The organism is Streptomyces sp. MZ04 (assembly GCF_004684775.1).
Classification (GTDB): domain Bacteria; phylum Actinomycetota; class Actinomycetes; order Streptomycetales; family Streptomycetaceae; genus Streptomyces.
In genome coordinates this window covers 1-20,109 of sequence record NZ_SRIC01000089.1, presented here as the reverse complement: position 1 = coordinate 20,109, position 20,109 = coordinate 1, and the positions used below count along the sequence as shown (strand labels likewise).

18 protein-coding genes and 1 pseudogene are annotated in these 20,109 nt (G+C 68.8%); 10 read left to right on the top strand and 9 right to left on the bottom strand.

Features of this window, described 5'->3' with window-relative positions:
- Positions 1-55: 55 nt before the first annotated feature.
- Both E2651_RS45380 and E2651_RS19915 read right to left on the bottom strand, forming a co-directional pair.
- A pseudogene (locus tag E2651_RS45380) lies at positions 56-1,753 on the bottom strand (bifunctional polysaccharide deacetylase/glycosyltransferase family 2 protein).
- Positions 1,754-1,860: 107 nt separating this feature from the next.
- Positions 1,861-2,133: a hypothetical protein gene (locus tag E2651_RS19915; protein WP_135332535.1), complete on the bottom strand. Its 273-nt coding sequence runs from the start codon at positions 2,131-2,133 to the stop codon at positions 1,861-1,863.
- Positions 2,134-2,163: 30 nt separating this feature from the next.
- Here E2651_RS19915 and E2651_RS19910 point away from each other — a divergent pair, with 30 nt between their 5' ends.
- Complete coding sequence (locus tag E2651_RS19910; RefSeq protein ID WP_135332534.1) at positions 2,164-3,159, top strand: TAXI family TRAP transporter solute-binding subunit; 996 nt, start codon at positions 2,164-2,166, stop codon at positions 3,157-3,159.
- A gap of 6 nt (positions 3,160-3,165) precedes the next feature.
- Here E2651_RS19910 and E2651_RS19905 read toward each other — a convergent pair whose 3' ends face one another.
- From E2651_RS19905 to E2651_RS19885, 5 genes are all read right to left on the bottom strand, one after another.
- Positions 3,166-4,512, bottom strand: coding sequence for a hypothetical protein (locus E2651_RS19905; RefSeq protein ID WP_209446197.1), 1,347 nt, complete (start codon positions 4,510-4,512; stop codon positions 3,166-3,168).
- A gap of 76 nt (positions 4,513-4,588) precedes the next feature.
- Positions 4,589-5,947, bottom strand: coding sequence for a HAMP domain-containing sensor histidine kinase (locus tag E2651_RS19900; protein WP_135332533.1), 1,359 nt, complete (start codon positions 5,945-5,947; stop codon positions 4,589-4,591).
- Positions 5,937-6,614, bottom strand: coding sequence for a response regulator transcription factor (locus E2651_RS19895; RefSeq protein WP_135332532.1), 678 nt, complete (start codon positions 6,612-6,614; stop codon positions 5,937-5,939). The genes E2651_RS19900 and E2651_RS19895 overlap by 11 nt, the downstream gene beginning before the upstream one ends.
- Positions 6,615-6,700: 86 nt before the next feature.
- Positions 6,701-8,113, bottom strand: coding sequence for a HAMP domain-containing sensor histidine kinase (locus E2651_RS19890; RefSeq protein WP_135332531.1), 1,413 nt, complete (start codon positions 8,111-8,113; stop codon positions 6,701-6,703).
- A 16-nt stretch (positions 8,114-8,129) separates the two neighbouring features.
- Positions 8,130-8,819 (bottom strand): response regulator transcription factor, encoded by a 690-nt coding sequence (locus E2651_RS19885; protein WP_135332530.1) that lies wholly within the window; start codon positions 8,817-8,819, stop codon positions 8,130-8,132.
- A 298-nt stretch (positions 8,820-9,117) separates the two neighbouring features.
- Here E2651_RS19885 and E2651_RS19880 point away from each other — a divergent pair, with 298 nt between their 5' ends.
- The 4 genes from E2651_RS19880 to E2651_RS19865 all read left to right on the top strand — a co-directional run bounded on the left by E2651_RS19880 (position 9,118) and on the right by E2651_RS19865 (position 12,465).
- Complete coding sequence (locus tag E2651_RS19880; RefSeq protein WP_135332529.1) at positions 9,118-9,897, top strand: amino acid ABC transporter ATP-binding protein; 780 nt, start codon at positions 9,118-9,120, stop codon at positions 9,895-9,897.
- Between the two features lie 70 nt (positions 9,898-9,967).
- Positions 9,968-10,807 carry a glutamate ABC transporter substrate-binding protein gene (locus E2651_RS19875; RefSeq protein ID WP_135332528.1) on the top strand — a complete coding sequence of 280 codons (840 nt, stop codon included), beginning with the start codon at positions 9,968-9,970 and terminating at the stop codon, positions 10,805-10,807.
- 75 nt (positions 10,808-10,882) lie between these two features.
- Entirely contained in the window at positions 10,883-11,548 is a 666-nt protein-coding gene (locus tag E2651_RS19870; RefSeq protein WP_135332527.1) for an amino acid ABC transporter permease, read from the top strand.
- A complete protein-coding gene (locus E2651_RS19865) occupies positions 11,545-12,465 on the top strand; it encodes an amino acid ABC transporter permease (protein WP_135332526.1) in 921 nt (306 codons plus the stop codon). The genes E2651_RS19870 and E2651_RS19865 overlap by 4 nt, the downstream gene beginning before the upstream one ends.
- 599 nt (positions 12,466-13,064) lie before the next feature.
- Here E2651_RS19865 and E2651_RS19860 read toward each other — a convergent pair.
- Complete coding sequence (locus tag E2651_RS19860) at positions 13,065-13,604, bottom strand: hypothetical protein (RefSeq protein WP_135332525.1); 540 nt, start codon at positions 13,602-13,604, stop codon at positions 13,065-13,067.
- Positions 13,605-13,756: 152 nt separating this feature from the next.
- On the opposite strand from E2651_RS19860, the gene E2651_RS19855 reads away from it, so the two are divergent.
- The 5 genes from E2651_RS19855 to E2651_RS19840 all read left to right on the top strand — a co-directional run bounded on the left by E2651_RS19855 (position 13,757) and on the right by E2651_RS19840 (position 17,477).
- Positions 13,757-14,410, top strand: coding sequence for a response regulator transcription factor (locus E2651_RS19855; protein ID WP_135332524.1), 654 nt, complete (start codon positions 13,757-13,759; stop codon positions 14,408-14,410).
- 227 nt (positions 14,411-14,637) lie between these two features.
- On the top strand, positions 14,638-16,290 hold the full coding sequence (locus E2651_RS19850) for an FAD-dependent monooxygenase (protein ID WP_135332523.1): 1,653 nt from the start codon (positions 14,638-14,640) through the stop codon (positions 16,288-16,290).
- 43 nt (positions 16,291-16,333) lie between these two features.
- Positions 16,334-16,420 (top strand): putative leader peptide, encoded by an 87-nt coding sequence (locus E2651_RS46160; protein WP_348541654.1) that lies wholly within the window; start codon positions 16,334-16,336, stop codon positions 16,418-16,420.
- An 80-nt stretch (positions 16,421-16,500) separates the two neighbouring features.
- Positions 16,501-17,037, top strand: coding sequence for a cysteine dioxygenase (locus E2651_RS19845; protein WP_135332522.1), 537 nt, complete (start codon positions 16,501-16,503; stop codon positions 17,035-17,037).
- 14 nt (positions 17,038-17,051) lie between these two features.
- Positions 17,052-17,477, top strand: a complete 426-nt coding sequence (locus E2651_RS19840) for a rhodanese-like domain-containing protein (protein ID WP_209446198.1) — start codon at positions 17,052-17,054, stop codon at positions 17,475-17,477.
- 3 nt (positions 17,478-17,480) lie between these two features.
- Here the strand turns inward: E2651_RS19840 and E2651_RS19835 are convergent, their stop codons facing one another.
- Positions 17,481-20,045 carry an FtsX-like permease family protein gene (locus E2651_RS19835; RefSeq protein WP_135332520.1) on the bottom strand — a complete coding sequence of 855 codons (2,565 nt, stop codon included), beginning with the start codon at positions 20,043-20,045 and terminating at the stop codon, positions 17,481-17,483.
- Between the last annotated feature and the right edge of the window lie 64 nt (positions 20,046-20,109).

Below are 20,109 nucleotides of genomic sequence, written 5' to 3'. Positions count from 1 at the left end.
GAGTCTTTCGCCGGGACCGGGCCCGCGACGGCCGGTCACTTCTTCTCCTGGACGGTCACTGGCTCTTCTCCTGGACGGTCACCGGCCGGTCGTCCCGCAGCTCGCCGAAGAGCTTCTTCGCCTTCGCCTCGTCCCACTTCACGGCGCTGCGCTTGGACGTGGGGAAACCGAGGCCGGCCACCGGGACGTTGATCTGCATGCGATGCCACTTGAGCCGGTTGCCGAGCAACGCGGTAACCACGGACTGGATGGTCACCAGGTACATGAGCTGTCGGTAGACGAAGAGCTGGAACGGCATCGACCACAGGGTCCGCAGCCGTTCCCCGTCCAGCCGCAGCGCGTATCCGGCGACGACCATCTGTACGACGAGGAAGGTCCCCCACACCCAGATCGACTGCGTGGAGCCGGCGAAGAGCAGTCCGTACACCGCGAAGACGTCGACGATCGGCGCCAGCAGCGGCAGCAGGATCTGGAAGACGGCGAGATAGCTGAGACCCCGGCGTGCGAAGCGCCCGGAGGGGCCCATCTGGACGGCGGCTCTGCGGTGCTTCCACATCGCCTGGAGGGTGCCGTAGCACCAGCGGTAGCGCTGCCGCCACAGCTGGCTCAGCTTGGTGGGGACCTCGGTCCAGGCGACCGCGGACTCCTCGTACACGACCCGCCAGCCCGCCCGCCACAGCGCCATCGTGAGGTCGGTGTCCTCGGCGAGGGTGTCCTCGCTGACACCGCCGACGCCCATGAGCGCGTCCCGGCGGAAGGCACCGATGGCCCCGGGAACCGTCGGCGTGCACTCGAGGACCTCGAACATCCGGCGGTCGAGATTGAATCCGAAGACGTACTCCAGGTGCTGCCATCTGCCGAGCAGGCCACGCCTGACACCGTGTCGGCGTCGACCATGACCACGTAGTCGTATCTCGTATGGGCCAGACCGGTGTTGAGGGCGGCCGCCTTGCCGGCGTTGGCCTGGCGCACCACCGTCACCCGGGGATCGCGGATCCGCTCGGCGATCTCCGCCGTGCGGTCCGTGGACCCGTCGTCGATCACCACGATCCGCAGGTGGCGGTGGGTGGAGGCCGGCAGGGATCTGACGGTGGACTCGATGCCCTTCTCGACCTTCCGGTTGCCGAGCAGCTTCTCGGTCTCCTTGTACGCGGTGCTCGTGTGGCTGAACTGCCTGACCACGCCTGCTCGGGCTTGCGGAACGGCCGGTCGGCGGCGACCAGGCGGTAGCCGTCCGCTGCCGCCCGTCGCGCCGCGGTCCACTCCGCCGCACAGCGTGTCGGCCTGCGTGGTGTGCGGCAGCCGCAGCAGCCGGGTGTCGACGCCGGCGGTGCCCGCGAAGCGCCGTCTGTGTGAGCGACAGCTCGATCCCGGCCCGTTGCGCCGACACGGAGCCCAGGTCGGCACCGGTGTAGGGGTACGAGCCGATCTCGTGCCCCGCCGCGTGGATCTGCCGCACCAGATCGGGCTGCCGGGCCGCCTGGGCGCCGGAGAGGAAGAAGGTCGCGTGCGCGTGGTGCTCGCGCAGGAGCTCGAGCAGCCGCGGGGTCCACACCGGGTCGGGCCCGCCGTCGTAGGTGAGCGCGACGGTGCGGGCGGGCATGGCGGAGGTCTCCACCTTGTCGCCGGTGATGCTCAGCACCGGATCGCCGTCGTCCGCCGCCTTCGGCACGGGTGACGTCTGCGCCGCGGAGACCTGGTGAGTGGTCCAGCCCTCGAAGACCAGCGCGGCGGCGACCGCGGAGAGGACCATGCCCAGCAGCACCCAGTGAACGCGCGGGTCACGGCGCTGCGCGTGCCGGCTCACTTAGAGATGCCTCCACTCGTCGCCGTGACAGCCACACCGGCGGTGGGGCCGTTCTAGACCGCCCCGGGCGCCTGTCCGGCGTGCCGGCGCAGGACGCCCGTCAGCGCGGTGGCGAGCAGCAACAGACAGCCCGCGCAGGCACAGGCGACCAGCAGGACCGCGTACCTCAGGAGCCGTCTGCGCCTGCCGGAACCGTCGACGAATATCTGGCGATTTCGCTGTTCTCCTCGTCTTCTGCTGCCGGTGTTGCTCGCGTAGCGCGGTGTGACGGACGCCTCCCCTCGCGGGCGCCGTCCGGTGGCCCGTGTGAGTTCACCCCTGGTCACCGGAGCGAGTCGGCTGGCAGGATCGCGCGCATGCTCAAGGCACTCCCCCACATCAGCCGGCGCCGCGCACTCCAGGGTGCGGCCGCCGCCCTCGTGGTCTTCGGTCTTCTGATGTGGTGGCTGGTCCCGGCGGGCGACGACTCTCCTGGTGGCCGGATGACCTTCAGTACGGGCGTGAAGAACGCGGTGTACGAGCGGTACGGCAAGCTGCTGCGCACCGCGGTGGCGCAGGACATGCCCAAGGTGGACGTGGAGCTGCTGAACAGCCAGGGGTCGCAGCAGAACGTGGAGCGGGTGGCCACGGGGAAGGCCGATTTCACCATCGCGGCCGCCGACGCCGTCGAGAAGTACCAGCTGGAGGGCCGTCCGGGCGCGGACCGGCTGCGGGGCTGTGCGCGGCTCTACGACGACTACGTCCAGCTCGTCGTCCGGCGCTCGTCGGACATCGAGAAGGCGTCGGACCTGCGGGACAAGCGGGTGGCGGTGGGGCAGCCGCGCTCGGGCGTGCGGCTGATAGCGGACCGGGTGCTCAGGGCCGCCGACCTCGATCCCGAGAAGGATCTGACGGCGGTGGACGCCGGCATCGACAAGGCGCCCACTCTTCTTAAGAAGGGCGACATCGACGCCTTCTTCTGGTCGGGCGGACTGCCCACCAATACGGTTCTTGAACTCTCCGAGGAGTTCGACATCCGTCTCGTCAAACTCGGCGACCTGGTGGAGGAGCTGCACGATCAGGGCGGTGCGTCGCGCTACTACCGGGCCGCCGTGATGCCCGCCGACGCCTATCCCGAGGCGCAGCAGAACTCCGCCGTGCCGACCCTGGCCGTGGCGAACCTCCTGGTCACCACGGACCGCGCCGACCCGGAACTGACCGAGGGCCTGACCCGGACCGTGATCGACAGCCGTGACCACATCGGTGACCAGGTGCACGCGGCCCAGCTGGTGGACCTGAGGACGGCGCTCTACACGGACCCGCTCGCCCTGCACGAGGGCGCACGCCGCTACTACCGGTCCGTCAAGCCGTAGCGCAGTTCACGACGCGTCACCCAGCGCGGCGAGCAGCCGGGGCGCGGACTTCGCCGCCGCGGCGGTGTCCTTGTGGTCGGCGGCTTCGCGGAGCTCGCGCAGCGCGTCGTCGATCGGCGCGGCCTTGTCGGCCGGAGTACCGGCGCCGGCCCGTTCCCAGGTGAGTTCGAGGCTGGTGACGTCCCCCGCGACCGCGCCCTCGTCCCCGGCGGCCGCGTCGATCGTCACCTGGCGTGCCCACAGGTCCATCCGGTCCGCCTCTACGGAGGAGAGCGGTTCGTAGCGAAGGCGCAGGTCAAGTGCGTTCTGGGCGACCCGCAGCGCCGCTCCGCGGGTGGCAGCCGCGTCGTGTGCGCCGACCGCCCTGGTGAGGGCGCCCAGGTCGCGGTCCATCTGCCGGTCGAGCAGACGCGGCACGCGGTCCGAGGCCTCGTACTTATCCCAGGCCGCGCGCGCCTTCCGCGCCGTCGTGTCCGTCGGGCCGTCCTGTGCCGCGCGGGCGGCGCCCGAGAGCGCGGTCAGGTCGCCCGGCACCGGCCCCGGCTTCGCGTCGGTGGGCACGGCAAGCGAGACCGCCTCCAGGTCGCCGTGCGCGCTGCCGGTGGAGAACTCGCCGTAGCCGGGGGCGAAGACCTTGTCCTCATGGGAGCCGTCCATGTGCAGCTCGTTCACCGTGATCGCGCCCTTGACGGGTCCGTACGGTCCGTCGACGGTCTGCCCGGTGGCCTTGACCGTGACTTCCTCGAAGACGACCTCCGGAGCGTTCTCCGGCCGGTAGACATCGCCGGTCCCCGGCCGCGCGGGCATGATCATCGCCGCGGGACCCGTCTTCCCTGCCAGCCAGGTGCCTTCGGTGTCGGCGACCACGCCGTTCTTGTAGTTGAAGACCTCCTCGCCGAGGTACCAGACGGAGCCGTCGTCGGCCTGGGCGAACCAGTCGAGCGCGAGCTCCTCGATGCGCCCGTCGGACAGGGCCATGTACTGGATGGTGCGCGCCTTCACCTGCTCCCCCTTGAGGGCGATGGACTTGGTGCCGGGCAGCAGCGTGAACTCGGTCCGGAACGGCTTGCCGTCGACCTGACCGCCGTAGATCACCTGCTTGACCTGGGCGCTGGGGTGGAGCGGGTTGGTGATCGACGCCGGACGGGAGAAGGCCGGCTTGCCGAGGTCGACGCGGTCCTTCCGGGGCGCGAGCGGCAGGCACTCGCCGGTCTTCTTGCCGGTGCTCTCCTCCACGATCTGTACGCACTCGGGGCCGGCCTTCTTGTTCGTCGAACCGGCGTCGCAGGCGCTGGTCACCAGCGCCGCGCCCAGCACCACTCCCACAGCCGCCGCGAGATTCCTGTTGTTCATGGCGCACCTCCACGTCTCGTACGACGACCGTGGCAGGAGGACGCTGAACGGACCCTGAACGAAACTGAAAGGGCCTTCAGGAGGCGGATCCGGCAGGGAACGAGACCTCGAACCGGGCCCCGCCGAGCTCCCCACGCGACACCGTCACCGCGCCACCGTGCACCGCCACCAGGTCCGCCACGATCGCGAGCCCGAGGCCGCTGCCACCGCCGTCCGCCACGGAGCGGGAACGGGCGTCGTCGAGCCGCACGAACCGCTCGAAGACCCGCTCGCGCTCGGCGGCGGGCACTCCGGGGCCGTCGTCCTCGACCCCGAGGACGATCAGGCCGTCCGCCCGGGCCGCCAGGTCGAAAGCCACCTGGGAGCGGGCGTGCCGGGCCGCGTTGTCACCGAGGTTGCGCAGCACCCGCCGCAGGCCCTGCTCGTCCGCGTCGAGACGTGCCGCCGACACTCCGGCCGTACTGATCCGCAGCCCCGTGCTCGCCGAGCGCAACCGCCGTGCCTCGTCGAGCACCAGGTCGTCGACGTCGACCGGCTGGAGGCGCGGGCTCAGCGCGTCCTCGTCGGCGCGGGCCAGCAGCAGAAGATCGTCGACCAGCCGCTGGATACGCAGATCCTCCGCGAGGACGGTCGCCGCGAGCTGCTCCTGATCGGTCCGGCCGGGATACCTGAGCGCGACCTCAGCGTGCTGCCGGATGGAGGCGACAGGAGAACGCAGTTCGTGGGAGGCGTCCGAGATGAACCGCCGCTGTGCCGTCTGGGCCCTCTCGAGGCGGTCCAGCATGCGGTTCATGGTGGCGGCGAGCGCGGAGATCTCGTCGCGGCCGTGCGGCAGCGGCACGCGGCGGTGCAGCTGCGCGGAGGAGATCTCCTCGACCTCGACGCGCATCGCCGCGACCGGCGCGAGCGCCCGCCCGACAGCCATCCAGGTGGCCGCAGCGGCCATGATCAGCAGCAGCGGCAGTCCCACGAGGAGCAGCCTGGTGACGATCTGCGTCGACTCGGCGACCGCGATCAGCGCCCGCCCGACCAGCACGGTCTGCTTGCCGTCGGGCCCATCGGCGGCGACCGCCACCACCAGGAACTCGTCCTCGTCCAGCGGGGTGCTGATCCGGCTCTCGCCGCCCTTGTCCGGGCTCACGAGGGCGGGCAGTTCCGCCACGTTCTCGCTGGCGGCCACCACCGCCCCGGAGGCGTCGAGGACCTGGATGAACTGCTCGTCGCGCTCGGCCACCGCGAGGGACGGCACACCGCGCCCGGACTCGATGACGGTGGCGACCTGATCGGCACGCGCGCGTGCAGCCTGCCGTACGTCGTCGGTGAGCTCCGCCTGCAACAGCGCCACCAGCGCCACGGCACCCGCGATCAGCCCCACCGCGACGACGAGGACGGCTGCCGCGGTCGACCGGACCCGGACCCCCTGTCTACCCACCATCGGAGGCCAGCCGGTATCCGCAGCCGCGCACGGTCTCGATGGCCGCTCTTCCGAACGGCCGGTCGAGTTTGGTGCGCAGATGGCTGACGTAGACCTCGACGATGTTCGGGTCGCCTTCGAAGTCGTCGTCCCAGACATGGGCGAGGATCTCCCGCTTGGACACGGTCTCACCGCGCCTGCGCAGCAGGAACTCAAGGAGCGCGAACTCCCGGGCGGTCAGTTCGACCCGCACCGCCCCGCGGGTGACCTCCTTGACCGCCGGATCGAGCCGCAGATCACCGGCCGTGAGCGCCGCGGGCCGCTCACGGAGGTCGCGGCGCAGCAGGGCGCGCAGCCGGGCCAGCAGCACGGCGTACGAGAAGGGCTTCGTCAGGTAGTCGTCGGCGCCCGTGTCGAGGCCCTCGACCTCGTCCCATTCGCCCTCCTTGGCGGTGAGCATCAGGATGGGGGTCCAGTTGCCCTCGGCGCGCAGGGCCGCGCAGACGCGGTAGCCGTTCAGACCCGGCAGCATGATGTCCAGGACGATGGCGTCATACGGGTTCTCGCGCGCCCGCCACAGGCCGTCCGTGCCGTCCAGCGCGACATCGACGGCGAAACCCTCGGCCTCCAGGCCGATGCGCAGCCCGTCCGCGAAGCGCTCCTCGTCCTCGACGACCAGTACCCGCATGTTCTGATTGTGGCCCCCCTGGGCTGAACCGGAGCTGAACGCCGTCGTGCGCGCGCCGCTACCAGGGGTCGGTCAAGCCCTGCCGCTCAAGCGCTGGAGGCCGACTCGCTGCGCGGGACACCGACGGTCACCCGCAGCCCGTGCGGTTCATGACTCTCGTACGCGATGGAGCCGCCGCCCGCCGCCAGCAGGGCCCGCGAGATGGAGAGGCCGAGGCCCGAGCCCTTCACGTTCTGGTGGTGGTTGCTGCGCCAGAAGCGGTCGCCGATGCGGGCGAGTTCGTCCTCGGTGAGGCCGGGTCCGCCGTCCGTGATCACTACCGTCGTCATCGTGCCGCTCTTGGAGACCTCCACCCGCACTTCCTCGCCCTCGGGCGTGAACTTCACGGCGTTGTCGATCACCGCGTCCAGAGCACTGGACAGCGCTACGGGATCGGCCCAGCCGGTGGTCGCGGGGCACTCCCCCGTGAGCCGCACCCCGCGCTGCTCGGCGAGCGGCCGCCAGGCCCCGACCCGCTCGGCCGCGAGCTCGCCGATGTCGGTGAGGCACAGGTCGGCGTCGGCGTGCTCGGCGAGCGCCAGGCCGAGCAGGTCGTCGAGGACCTGGGCGAGGCGCTTGCCCTCGGTGCGCACGGAGGCGATCTCCTCGTTCCCCTCGGGCAGTTCGAGGGCGAGCAGTTCGATGCGCAGGAGCAGGGCGGAGAGCGGGTTGCGCAGTTGGTGCGAGGCGTCGGCGACGAAGGCGCGCTGTTGCTCCAGCACGTCCTGGACGTTGTCCGCCATCTCGTTGAACGACCGGGCCAGGCGCCTGAGTTCCGGCGGCCCGCCCGCGGCCGCGACCCGCGACTTCAGGCGCCCGGTCGCGATGTCGTGCGTGGTCGCGTCCAGGACCCGCACGGGGCGCAGCACCCAGCCGGTGAGCCGCAGTGCGGCGCCCACGGCCAGCAGCATCGCCGCCGACTCGCCCGCGCCGATGAGCAGCCACCCCTGCAGGGTCTTCGAGCGCATGTGCCCCGTGGGCGAGTCGGTGACGACGACGGCGATGACGTCACCGTCCCTGATCACCGGAGAGGCGACGACGAGCCGGCCGCGCTGCCAGGGCCACACCTGGCGCGGATCGTGGCTGCCGCGGGACCTGAGGGCCTCCTCGAAGGCCTCCCGTTCCTGTCCGCGCGGGGGCAGGAACCAGTCGCCGGGCGAGTGCGCCATGGGCTGCCCGTCCCGGAAGAAGACGCCCGCCCGGATGCCGTACACCTCGTGGTAGTAGTCGAGTTCGGTCTGGAGGGTCGCACGCCGCTCGTCCTTGTCGCGGACGCGCGCGCCCGTGGGACGTTTCGTGACGAACTGCGCGAGCGACGCGAATCTGGCCGTGTCGTCGATCCGGTCGACGACCACCTTCTGCTGCTGCGCCGCGGCGACACTCACCGCGAGCGGGAAGCCCAGCGCGAGGAGCACTCCCGCCATGAGGACGATGAGCAGCGGCAGAAGGCGAGTGCGCACCTGAGCTCGCTACGCGCTACGCGGCCGGCGCGACGAGGCGGTAGCCCACGCCCCGTACGGTCTCGATCAGGGCCGGCATGTGCAACTTGGAACGCAGGGACGCCACATGCACCTCGAGGGTGCGCCCCGTCCCCTCCCAGCTGGTGCGCCACACCTCGCTGATGATCTGCTCCCTGCGGAACACCACACCGGGCCGCTGGGCGAGGAGCGCCAGCAAGTCGAACTCCTTGCGGGTCAGTTGGACGGTCGAACCGTCCACGCTGACCTGGCGGGTGGGCAGTTCGATGTGTACGGGGCCGAGGCGCAGTTCGCTGTCGGCGGGGCCCGCGGCGTCGCCGGGCGGGGGGCGCCGGATGACCGCGTGGATGCGGGCGATCAGCTCCCCGGTGTCGTACGGCTTCACTACGTAGTCATCGGCCCCGAGATTCAGGCCATGGATCCGGGAGCGTACGTCGGCACGCGCCGTCACCATGATCACGGGCGTCGACCCGCGCTTGCGGATCTTGCCGCAGACCTCGTAGCCGTCCTGGTCGGGCAGCCCCAGGTCGAGCAGCACGACTCCGAAGGGCGCCGTTTTGCCGGGCAGCAGGGCCTGTAGGGCCTCCTCGCCGCTGCGCGCGTGCACGACATCGAAGCCGTGCCGGGCCAGGACCGCGGACAGGGCCGCGGCCACGTGATCGTCGTCCTCTACGAGGAGCAGTCTCATGCGGGCCCCCTCCGGTTCATCGGTCGTTCCGTTCGCGCTTGCCGATGACCGGTACGCGCGCGTGCGTACGCACCAAGGCATCCACGCCGATGGATAAGGGCGGCGTCAAGAGGGTTCGGGTTACGGGCACGTTCCGTTATGCAGCCGGTACGCACGCAGAGCTACGCAGGGCGTCCCCTTCACGCGGTGTGTCCGGTTGCGGCCGGATCGTTATGCTCAATTTCCCCTCAGATGTAATGACGCTGGTCGCACCGGGTTATTACTGTCCTCCCAACCGAGGAGGATGGAGCAACAAGCCGTGACCGAAGCATCGGTGACCAAGGACGCCATACCGCCCGGGGCGGACGACCTGGTCGTGCTGAAGAACGTCAACAAGCACTTCGGCGCTCTGCACGTCCTCCAGGACATCGACCTGACCATCACCCGCGGTGAGGTCGTCGTCGTGATCGGCCCCTCCGGGTCGGGCAAGTCGACACTGTGCCGCGCCATCAACCGCCTGGAGACGGTCGAGTCGGGAGAGATCTCGATCGACGGCAAGCCGCTGCCCCAGGAGGGCAAGGAGCTCGCCCGTCTCCGTGCGGACGTGGGCATGGTCTTCCAGTCCTTCAACCTTTTCGCGCACAAGACCGTGCTCGAGAACGTGATGCTGGGCCAGATCAAGGTGCGCAAGACGTCCAAGGCGGAAGCTGAGACAAAGGCACGCGGTCTCCTGGACCGCGTGGGTGTCGCCTCGCAGGCCGACAAGTACCCGGCGCAGCTCTCGGGTGGCCAGCAGCAACGCGTCGCTATCGCACGCGCGTTGGCGATGGACCCGAAGGTGATGCTCTTCGACGAGCCCACGTCGGCGCTCGACCCGGAGATGATCAACGAGGTCCTCGAGGTCATGCAGCAACTCGCGCGTGACGGCATGACCATGGTCGTGGTCACGCACGAGATGGGCTTCGCCCGGTCCGCGGCCAACCGCGTCGTCTTCATGGCGGACGGCCGGATCGTCGAAGAGGCCGTGCCGGACCAGTTCTTCAGCAACCCGCGCAGTGACCGGGCCAAGGACTTCCTGTCGAAGATCCTTCACCACTGACGCGCTGGACGCATCACGCGTCGAGCCCTCTGCGTCTCAATCTCTTCTGCCGACACAAAGGATGTTCACCATGAAGGTTCGTAAGGTCACCGCGGCGGCCGCCGTCGTGCTCGCCCTCTCCGTCACCGCCACCGCTTGTGGCTCGGACGACAAGGACGACAAGGGTTCCGGCGGTGGCAAGAAGATCACCATCGGCATCAAGTTCGACCAGCCGGGTATCGGTCAGAAGACCCCGGACGGCAACTACGAAGGTTTCGACGTCGACGTCGCGACGTACGTCGCCAAGGAGCTCGGCTACAAGGCCGACGACATCGAGTGGAAAGAAGCCAAGAGCGCTGAGCGCGAGAACATGATCTCGCGTGGTGACGTCGACTTCATCGCGGCGTCCTACTCGATCAACGACGAGCGCAAGGAGAAGGTCGACTTCGCCGGCCCCTACCTGCTCGCCCACCAGGACATCCTGGTCCGCGCCGACGACAAGTCCATCAAGTCGCCGAAGGATCTGAACAACAAGAAGCTGTGTTCCGTGACCGGCTCGACGTCGGCGCAGAACATCAAGAAGGACTTGGCCCCCAAGGCCCAGCTGCAGGAGTACGGCGGCTACTCGGAGTGCCTGACTGGCGTCGAGAACAAGGCCATTGACGCGCTGACGACGGACGACTCCATCCTCGCGGGCTACGCCGCACAGAAGGAGTTCCAGGGCAAGTTCAAGCTTGCCGGCTTCAAGATGACCAATGAGAACTACGGCATCGGCCTCAAGAAGGGCGACGCCGACCTCAAGAAGAAGGTCGACGCCGCGCTGACCAAGATGGTCAAGGACGGTTCCTGGGAGAAGGCCGTGAAGGCCAACTTCGGTCCGGCCAACTACAAGTACGAGCCCGCCCCGAAGATCGGCGACATCGTCAAGTGAAGCAGGGCTTGATTGGCGCGCTGTCCGTCAGGGCAGCGCGCCGTGCCCTCCCCACACGCGGAAGCGCGGGAGATCGTGTTCGACTTTCTTGAAGATTACGACTTGCTGGCGGCCTTCTGGGTGACGGTGAAGCTCACCGCGCTCTCCGCCGTCGGCTCCCTCATATGGGGAACAATGCTGGCCGGTATGCGAGTCAGCCCGGTGCCGCTCATGCGAGGTTTCGGTACCGCGTACGTGAACGTGGTACGAAATATCCCACTGACGGTCATCATCGTCTTCACATCCCTGGGGCTCTTCCAGACCCTGAGCATCAATATGGGTGCGGAAGAGTTCGAGACGATCAACTTCAGGCTCGCTGTGCTGGGGTTGACCCTGTACACGTCCGCCTTCGTCTGTGAGGCGCTGCGGTCCGGAATCAACACTGTGCCCGTCGGCCAGGCTGAGGCAGCACGTGCGCTCGGCCTCAGCTTCACTCAGGTGCTGGGTCTCGTCATCCTTCCGCAGGCATTCCGCGCGGTCGTGGCGCCACTGGCGAACGTGCTGATCGCCCTGACCAAGAACACGACGGTCGCCGCGGCGATCGGTGTATCCGAAGCCGCACTCCTGATGAAGGAGATGATCGAGAACGAAGCTCAGCTGCTTCTGATCGCGGCCATCTTCGCGTTCGGATTCATGTGCCTCACCCTTCCCACCGGTCTACTCCTCGGCTGGGTGAGCAAGAAGGTGGCGGTGAAGCGATGACTTCCGTTCTGTACGACGCTCCGGGCCCTCGCGCCAAGCGGCGGAACATCCTGTATTCGATCGTGTTCCTGGCCGCGTTCGTTGCCGTGGCCTATTGGGTGTACTCCAAGCTGGATGAGAAGCATCAGCTCGACTGGGTGAAATGGAAGCCCTTCTTCACAGACACCCGCGCCTGGGAGACGTACATCTGGCCGGGGCTTGAGAACACCCTCACAGCGGCGTCATTCGCCATGCTGATCGCTCTTCCCTTGGGCGCCGTCTTCGGCATTTCGAGGCTCTCCGACCACAGTTGGGTGCGGCTACCGGCCGGCACCGTCGTGGAGCTCTTCCGCGCGATCCCGGTGCTGATCCTGATGCTGTTCGCCGATGCGGCGTACTCCGAGTTCACCGACGTCAGCTCAGACGACCGTCCGCTCTATGCCGTCGTCACCGGCTTGGTGCTCTATAACGCATCAGTTCTCGCGGAGATTGTGCGAGCGGGCATTCTGTCCCTGCCCAAGGGGCAGTCCGAGGCCGCGATGGCGATTGGCCTGCGCAAGGGACAGACGATGCGGTCCGTCCTGCTACCGCAGTCGGTCACTGCGATGCTGCCCGCGATCGTCAGCCAGCTGGTGGTCATCGTGAAGGACACCGCGCTCGGCGGCGCGATGCTCACCTTCTCGGAACTGTTGGCATCAGTCCGGCCGATGAGTGCGGCGTACGGCGCGAACACGATCGCGAGCTTCACCGTCGTCGCGGTGATCTTCGTGGCCATCAACTTCGCGCTCACGACTTTCGCAAGCTGGCTCGAGAAGCGACTGCGCCGGGCCAAGAAGAGCACCGGCGCCGTTGTGGGCGCCGGTGCGCTCGACAACCTGGAGACGGTCGGCCCCAAGAAGATCCAGGGCGACGCCGGAGATGCCGGCGGCGGCCTCTAGCGACCACCGATCATACGGACACACATCACGGAGGCAGCGGCGTGAACGCCGCTGCCTCCGTGATGTGTGTGGTCGCCACGCTCAGCGTGGACGTATTTCCTTGCTCTGGTAGTCCCCGGACGGGTAGATCTTGATACCCAGAGTAACTTCCGAGCGCTTACTCCCCATCACAGTCAGCCATGCCGTCTTGTTGCATCCCTTGACCGTCTGCTCGTCCGTGTCGGGGCCACCGGAACCGGGGTACCTGACCGCGGCCCGAACCCTCCACTCCTTGCAGCCCTTGTACGTAACGCGAATACTGTGCTTTCGAGTATTCCTCAGGCTGGTACTGATGTATTGCTTATCCTTGCATTTCCAGGTGTGACCACCACCCAGAATATCAACGTTGCCCTTTACTGTGCCACGATATATTTCCGTCGGCCCGTCCGCGTGTGCAGGTACAGTTGTCGCGCCGAGGCACACGAGCAGAGATACGCCGGAAGCCGCCAAGCCGCGGCGCAAGGCAACCTTCGAGTAACGCACTGATTTCCCTCCGAGTGGATTCACCAGATCAGGCTCACTGCATAAATCTGATCTAAAAAGAAAAACTAGCCCGGCAGTCAGGCAGGAAAGTTTCCCCATTTCCATGCCCAGTCGTCATCGAAGTCCGCCTGCACATACCTAATGTGAGCAGTGGCCTGCAGGCGCTTGCAGTTCGCCTTCGTGGGAAGCTTCTTGGTGGGAGTCTTGATTGGCGTCCTACCAATAACGCTACCGCCCTGGATCTTCACCACCTGCCGTCCATCACACCAGACAGCTGCCCCCAGAGCGAGAACATGGCGGCCACGGCTGCATCCCGAAGGGGACTTGAAGTAGATCTTGGGGTGACGCCCGGGATAGCTGACCTTGATTTCCGGAGAGCCACATCTTCCGGTGGCACTCACCCCTCCGCGCTCCTGCGCCACCGCAGGAGCAGCTACCCCCACCGCCGACGGCACGAAAACCAAGGCAGCCGCACCAGCAAGGGCAGCGACGCCACGCTGGGGGCCTCTGCCCCAGCGCAGCAACCGACACCACCACGCCCGCCTCGACACCAATCCCGCCGCAATCCGATCATGACGGCCTTTCAGGGCAAAACGACGCTCGAGGCGATCGGACACCCCCGCACCTCCCTCAATAGAAGCTCAAATCGCAGCGCCATCACCGTGAGTAGCTTGACGAACACAGGTCAACCTCGGCAATGTTGCCGCCAAGCCTTTCGCTCTGACCAAGCAATGGCGACACTTCGGAATCTCGGGGAGCCGGAGGTTTAATGATGATCCAGGTAGCGATTGTCAGTAATAACGAGTTCTTTCGGGCCAGCTTGGCCGCAATTTTGTCTTCTCAATTCGACGTTCACATCACAGCGCAGGGGGCACTCAACCAGCCTCTGCCAATGCGAGGATCTGCACGCGCAGATATCATCGTGGCCGGCACCGTAACTGCGGGCGAGTCCTTTGAAGTCATCGAACGCACCAAGCGACTCGACGATCCTCCCAAGATTCTCGTGATCACCCAACTGATACGTAAGAGCGAGGTTCGAAAACTGCTCACCCTGGGCGCGTTCGGAATCCTGCTCCAAGAGACCGCAGCTCGACATCTCGCCTGGGCCGTGGACGCCATACACAAGGGCAGTCGCGCCCTCTCTCCTGAGATCGCAGACCATGTATTTAACGAGTACTCAAAACCGAATCATTTCTCCAATAGCACCAGAGAAGCTCGCGAGAAGCTCGGGCAGCTCAGCACTCGAGAGCGTCAGGTGCTGGACCTCATCGCAGAGGCACTACCCAACAAGGAAGTGGCAACTCTCCTCGGAATAAGCTCCGAGACGGTGAAAGGGCATGTCCGATCAATCTGCATGAAACTTGATGCAGCGAGTCGGCTCCACGCCGCCCGAATCGCTTGGCAAGCCTCTGCAGCCGCGTAGTTCGGTCCAGGAGGCTCGTTGACCATATGCCTCGGGGAGCGAGCCTGACCGGAGACGGCGCAGTACCGCCGCTCCATCGTTTGAGCCGTCCCCGCACAACGTCGTCACTTGACGCAAGCACCCGCAATGGGTTGCATACGTTCTGTGATCGTGCACCGGGCTCCAACTGCCAGTTCTTGTACGTACGTCCAGCGCTCCCGGGCCCTTGCGGCGGGAGGTCGTGCACCGTGGACCCGGTGATCGTTGTCGGCGCGGGGCCCGTGGGGCTCACGCTCGCCCTGGCTCTCGCGCGGCACTCCGTACCCACCGTCGTGCTCGACGAAGGGCCCGGCAAGGACGAGCAGCGGCCCGCGCGGACCGTCGTCCTGCGGGAGGACACCGCGGCCCTCATGGAGCGGCTCGCCGGTCACTCGTTCGGTGACATGGAGACGGGCGCGCGGTGGACCGGCTGGCGGTCGCTGCGCCGCAAGCAGCTCATGCGCGAGCTCACGTTCAGTGATCAGACACCGCCCCCGCTGCATGTGCCGCAGCATGTGCTGACCGGGGCCCTGCGCGCCGCCATCGCCGACGAGCGGCTCGTCAAGATCGCCGTGGAGAGCAAGCTCGACTCCCTGGAGCAGGACGCTGGCGGGCTCACCGCTCACACGCGCGGGCCCAAGGACACCTGGTGGCGCGGCAGTTACCTGGTGGGCTGCGACGGGCCGCGCTCGACGGTGCGCAAGCTGCTCGACATCCGCTTCCCGGGACGTACGGCCGTCGAGCGACACGCCGTAGCGGCGCTGCGCACGGAACTTCCCGGACCCGGTGAGGCGTTGTTGCATCGGATGCCTCCGTGGCGCGGCGGAGGCGCCGAGGTGACGGGCCGTCCGCTCGCCGGCGGGGTATGGCGGCTCGACTGGCTGCTGCCGCCACGCGGCGACCTGGTGACTCCGGACGCGCTCGTGGCGCGCGTCCGGGAGACCCTCGCGGGCTGGTGCGGGGGCTCCACACCTCCGTACGAACTGCTCGACACGGGCGTGCACACCGTCCACCACCGCCTGGCCCGCCGGTGGCGGATCGGCCGCGCCTTCCTCGCGGGCGACGCCGCACACCTGCTCGGCGCGCTCGGCACGCAGGGGCTCGACGAAGGGTTGCGGGACGCGGACAACCTCGCCTGGAAGCTGGCGGTCGCCTGGCACCACGGCGCGCGCGATTCCCTGCTCGACAGCTACCAGGCCGAGCGGCGGGCCAGTGTCGCCGCCCGCCTGCGCGCGGCCGACCAGTCGCTGCCGATACTGCGCGGCGGCGGAGGGCTGCGCTCGTACGTTCCGGGGACGGCGCGCGGGCACGACACGCTCCTCACGGACGGCCACGTGGGACGCGGCCCGCTCGGCGCGCCCGGATCGTACGCGGAGTCACCGCTGGCGCCCGCGCCCTCGGAGTCCGCAGTGGCGGTCGGCACCGAGCCGGGCGCCCCGGTCACCGATGTGCGGGTGACGGCGCCCGACGGGTCCTTCGTGCGGCTGCGGGACCGGCTCGGCCTCGGGCAGCTGCTCGTGGTCCTGGTCGCGCCGGGCACGGTGGTGTGGGAGCGGCGGCACTGGGTGACGGCCGGGATCATGCCCCGGCTCGCCGCCGCCGTGACCGCGCTGCCGCACCCCGCGGAGCTGCTCGTCGCGGAGAGCTACCCGGGAGCCGCCGCGCACTCGGTGCTGCTCATCCGCCCCGACGGCCACCTGGTCACCGCGCTGAGCGGAGTGCGCCCCGCCGAGTTGTACACGGCGGCCGAGACGGCGCTCGGCGGGGTGGTTCCGAAGCAGCGGGCACGCGAAACGGGCACTACGGAGAAGGCGGAGAAGACGCAGAGCACGGCCGCCGCGAGCCGGCCGACCACACAGTGAGCCGGAGTTGACCGGCACGCAGCGTCATGGTCTACTCCGAAACGTGACCGACACCGATCTGCGCCTGTGGCGGAGGGTCCATATGGACCTCGTCCGCTATGCCGGCTGCGTGTGTCGTCCGTCCTGCTGAATTCGCTTTCCTCCCCCGCGCGCCCCTTCTTTTGGTGCTTCTTTTGGTGCGCGCTTCCGCGAACTTCCAGGACGGTACTTGTGTCTGCCTCTGTCTCCGCCACGCACGCGCCCGCGCCGGCGTCCGCGCCCACCGCCGCCGAACTGCTCGATTTCGTACGTCGTAGCGCCGCCGACCCCGAACTCATCGCCTCCTTGCCGCTCGACCCCGAAGGCCGCACCTGGGTCCGGCTCGAAGGTCCTGGCGGCAGCGAGGCCTGGCTGATCGGCTGGCCGCCGGGCACCGGCACCGGCTGGCACGACCACGCCGAATCGGTCGGCGCCTTCCTCACCGCGGCGGGCATCCTCAAGGAGAACTCGCTCGCCGCGCGGCTGCCCACCGACGGCTGGAAGACCCTGGAGCTGACCGAAGGGGTGGACCGCGAACGGGAGTTGGCGGCGGGCAAGGGCAGGGCCTTCGGCCAGAACCATGTGCACGAGGTCCTGAACGAGTCCACCACCGAGCACGCCGTCTCCGTACACGCCTACTACCCGCCGCTGCCGCGCATCCGCCGCTACAGCCGCACCGGCCCGGTGCTCCGCCTGGAGTCCGTCGAGCGTCCCGAGGACTGGCAGTGAGCGGGCACCCCGCCGTGCCTCGCGCGGGCGATCTCGGCGAGCAGCGGACCGTGGGCGAACCCCCCGTAGGTATCGACGAGTTGCTGGAGCGCGTACGGCTCGACCTCGACCGGGTCACTCCGCGGCAGGCACACGACACGGCTGCCGACGGGGGACTTCTTGTCGACATCCGGTACGCGGCCCTGCGTGACCGCGACGGACTGATCCCCGGCGCCCTCGTCGTCGAACGCAATGAGCTGGAATGGCGCCTGGACCCGCAGGGCAGCCACCGCGCCCCGCAGGCCGTCGGTCACGACCTGCGGGTCGTGGTGATCTGCAACGAGGGCTACGCCTCGAGCCTGGCGGCCGTCTCCTTGCGGCAGTTGGGGCTTCGGCACGCCACCGACCTCATCGGCGGGTTCCAGGCGTGGAAGGCCGCCGGGCTTCCCGTCGAGCGGTGACGCTCACTCCTTGGCCGTGGCCACCGTGACGGGGCGTGGCTTCAGGGCGGCGCGGCCGGGGAGCGCGGTCGCGGCGAGGGCGAGCAGCGCCGCGAGGGCCACCACGGAGACGTACACCAAGGGAGCGACCGAGGGCGCCGCGCTGCCCGTCATGCCGACGCTGAAGGCCGTCAGGACGGCGAGCGCGATACCGCTGCCGAGGGCCGTGCCGATGAGCAGCACGGACAGTGCTTCGGTGCGCAGCATGCGCAGGACCTGGCGGCGGCTCGCGCCGGCGAGGCGCAGCATCGCGAACTCGCGGACGCGTTCGGAGACCGACATGGCGAGGGTGTTGACCACGGCGATCGCGGTGAAGGCCAGGACGAGGCCCATGGCGAGGTAGTTCACCTCGGCGTTCGCCTGCTGGCGTTCGGCCTGGAGGTTGTCGGCCTCGGCGGGTGCGAGGACCCGCACGCCCGGGAACTTCTGGACGTCTGCCGCGAGTTGTTCCTGTGTACGGTCGCTCTTGATCAGGACCGTGGCGGCGAGCGGGTTGTCGACGTGGCGGGCGACCAGGTCGTGCGCCATGGTCAGATCTCCGAACCCGAGCCCGCGCGCGTAGACGGCACCGACCTCCAGCCCGGTCTTCGTGCCGTCGCCGAGCGTGAGCTTCAGGGTGCTGCCGGGCTTCAAGTCGAGCTGATCCGCTGCCAGTTCACTGACGGCGACGCTTCCCTTGCCGAAGCCCTCCAGCGATCCGGCGGTGACGTCGGGGTCCCAGGTGCGGGTGAGACCGGCCGTGCTGACGCCCTGCGCCGGGTACTTGTCGAGGCCTACGCGCACGGTGGTGCGGACGACCTCGGTGGCCGCGGCGACGCCTTCGGTCGTACGTAGCTTCTGCGCGGCCTGGGCCGGGACGCCGGGGCCCTGTGCCGCAAGCACCCAGTCGGCGCGGATGCCTTCGCGGGCCTGCGCGCGGGCGGCGTCGCCGAGCGTGGGCTGGACGAACAGGACGGTGCAGGTCATGCCGGTGAGGAGGGCGAGCGGGGTGACGGCGGCCGCCATCCGGGCTGCGTTGCCCCGGAGGTTGGCGTGCGCGAGGCGGCCGCCGGGACCGGAGAGCCGCAGGGGTCCGCGGAGCAGGGCGGCCGCTGCCTTGACCAGGAGCGGGCCGAGGAGCGCGATGGCGGAGGCGAGGACCACAACGGCCAGGAATGTCACGGGAGTCGACGCGGGCTCGGTGCGCAGGACGCTGAGCAGGGCGACCAGCACGGCTCCCCCGGCGAGCAGCATGAGCCCCGCGATGACGCGGCTCCACGGGAGTCCGGAGCGCTCGACGCGCGCTTCGGCGAGGGCCTGCGCCGGGCGGATCCCGGCGATGCGGCGGGCCGAGGCGCGGGCGGCTGCCCAGGCCCCGAGGAGCGTCGCGGCCACGGCCGTCATGGGCGGGAAGACGCTCACGGAGCGCTCCAGAGTGGCGGGGACAGCGCCCAGGTCTACGAACCGGCCGTGCAGCCAGGCGCCGAGCGGGATTCCGGCGAGCGAGCCGAGGGTGCCGGCGGCCGCGCCGACGATCAGGGCCTCGCGGCCGAGGAGCCGCCGGATCTGCTTCGGGGTGGCGGCGATGGCGCGGAGCAGGGCGAGTTCGCGGTGGCGCTGCTGCACGGAGAGGGCGAAGGTGCCGACGACCACGAGGATGGCTACGAGGAGGGAGGTGCCGCCCATCGCACCGCCCATGCTGACCAGCTTGACGCGGGCGCTCGCCGCGTCGAGGAACTCGACGGGACCGCGATCGTCTCCGGCGCTGACCTGCGCCTTCGTTCCGCTGAGCGCGTGGGTGACCGCCGCCTTGAGGTCTCCCGTGTCGGTGCCCTTGGCGGGTACGACGCCGAAGGCGGTGACCTGTCCGGGGTGGGCGGCGAGCCGCTCGGCCTCACCTGCGGAGAAGAAGAGCGACGTCTGGTGGGCGAGCGCGCCTTGGGCGGGGGCCGCGACTCCGGTGATCCGGTAGGTGCGCGGCGCCTGCGTCGACTGGACGGTGAGCCGGTCTCCCGGCGCGAGGCGGGCGCGGTCGGCGAGGTCGCGGTCGATGACGAGGTCGTCGGCGGCGTGGGGGGCCTTGCCCTCGACGAGACGGAACGGAGTGAGCGCTGCCGACTCCCAGGCGTGACCGTACGCGGGCTTGTCGGAGAGGTCGGCCGCCGGGCCGGAGAGGTCGCCTGACGTTCGCGTCAACGGCTGGGCGAGGAAGGTGAGTTCAGGAACGACTTCCCTGACACCCGTCACTCCCTGGAGCCTGCGTGCGATGTCGTCCGACAGCCAGGCCCGTTCGGCTATCGGCTTGGCCTTGTGCTTGACCTTGGTCTTGCCCTTCTTGTGCTTGACCGTGGTCTGGTGGACGTTCTGGTCGGCGGAGACGATCACGGGGGCCGCGGCATATCGCTCGGTCCGGACGGTGCCCCGCAGGCCCGTCTCCAGGAGGGTGCCGCAGGCCGTGATGAGCGCGGCGGCGCACATCAACGCGAGGAAGGCGCCGAGGAATCCACCCTTGCGGGCGCGGACTGTCTGCAGTGCGTAACGCAGCATCATGATGTGGCCTCGGGTTCGGTCGCGTCGGGTGTGCCGGGTGCGTCGGGTGCGGAGGGGTGGGCGG

Bases quoted from the DNA above. Each gene is read 5' to 3' on its own strand.
- E2651_RS19910 (WP_135332534.1), top strand. From the start codon at position 2,164: ATGCTCAAGGCACTCCCCCACATCAGCCGGCGCCGCGCACTCCAGGGT.
- E2651_RS19905 (WP_209446197.1), bottom strand. From the start codon at position 4,512: ATGAACAACAGGAATCTCGCGGCGGCTGTGGGAGTGGTGCTGGGCGCG.
- E2651_RS19900 (WP_135332533.1), bottom strand. From the start codon at position 5,947: ATGGTGGGTAGACAGGGGGTCCGGGTCCGGTCGACCGCGGCAGCCGTC.
- E2651_RS19895 (WP_135332532.1), bottom strand. From the start codon at position 6,614: ATGCGGGTACTGGTCGTCGAGGACGAGGAGCGCTTCGCGGACGGGCTG.
- E2651_RS19885 (WP_135332530.1), bottom strand. From the start codon at position 8,819: ATGAGACTGCTCCTCGTAGAGGACGACGATCACGTGGCCGCGGCCCTG.
- E2651_RS19875 (WP_135332528.1), top strand. From the start codon at position 9,968: ATGAAGGTTCGTAAGGTCACCGCGGCGGCCGCCGTCGTGCTCGCCCTC.
- E2651_RS19865 (WP_135332526.1), top strand. From the start codon at position 11,545: ATGACTTCCGTTCTGTACGACGCTCCGGGCCCTCGCGCCAAGCGGCGG.
- E2651_RS19855 (WP_135332524.1), top strand. From the start codon at position 13,757: ATGATGATCCAGGTAGCGATTGTCAGTAATAACGAGTTCTTTCGGGCC.
- E2651_RS19835 (WP_135332520.1), bottom strand. From the start codon at position 20,045: ATGATGCTGCGTTACGCACTGCAGACAGTCCGCGCCCGCAAGGGTGGA.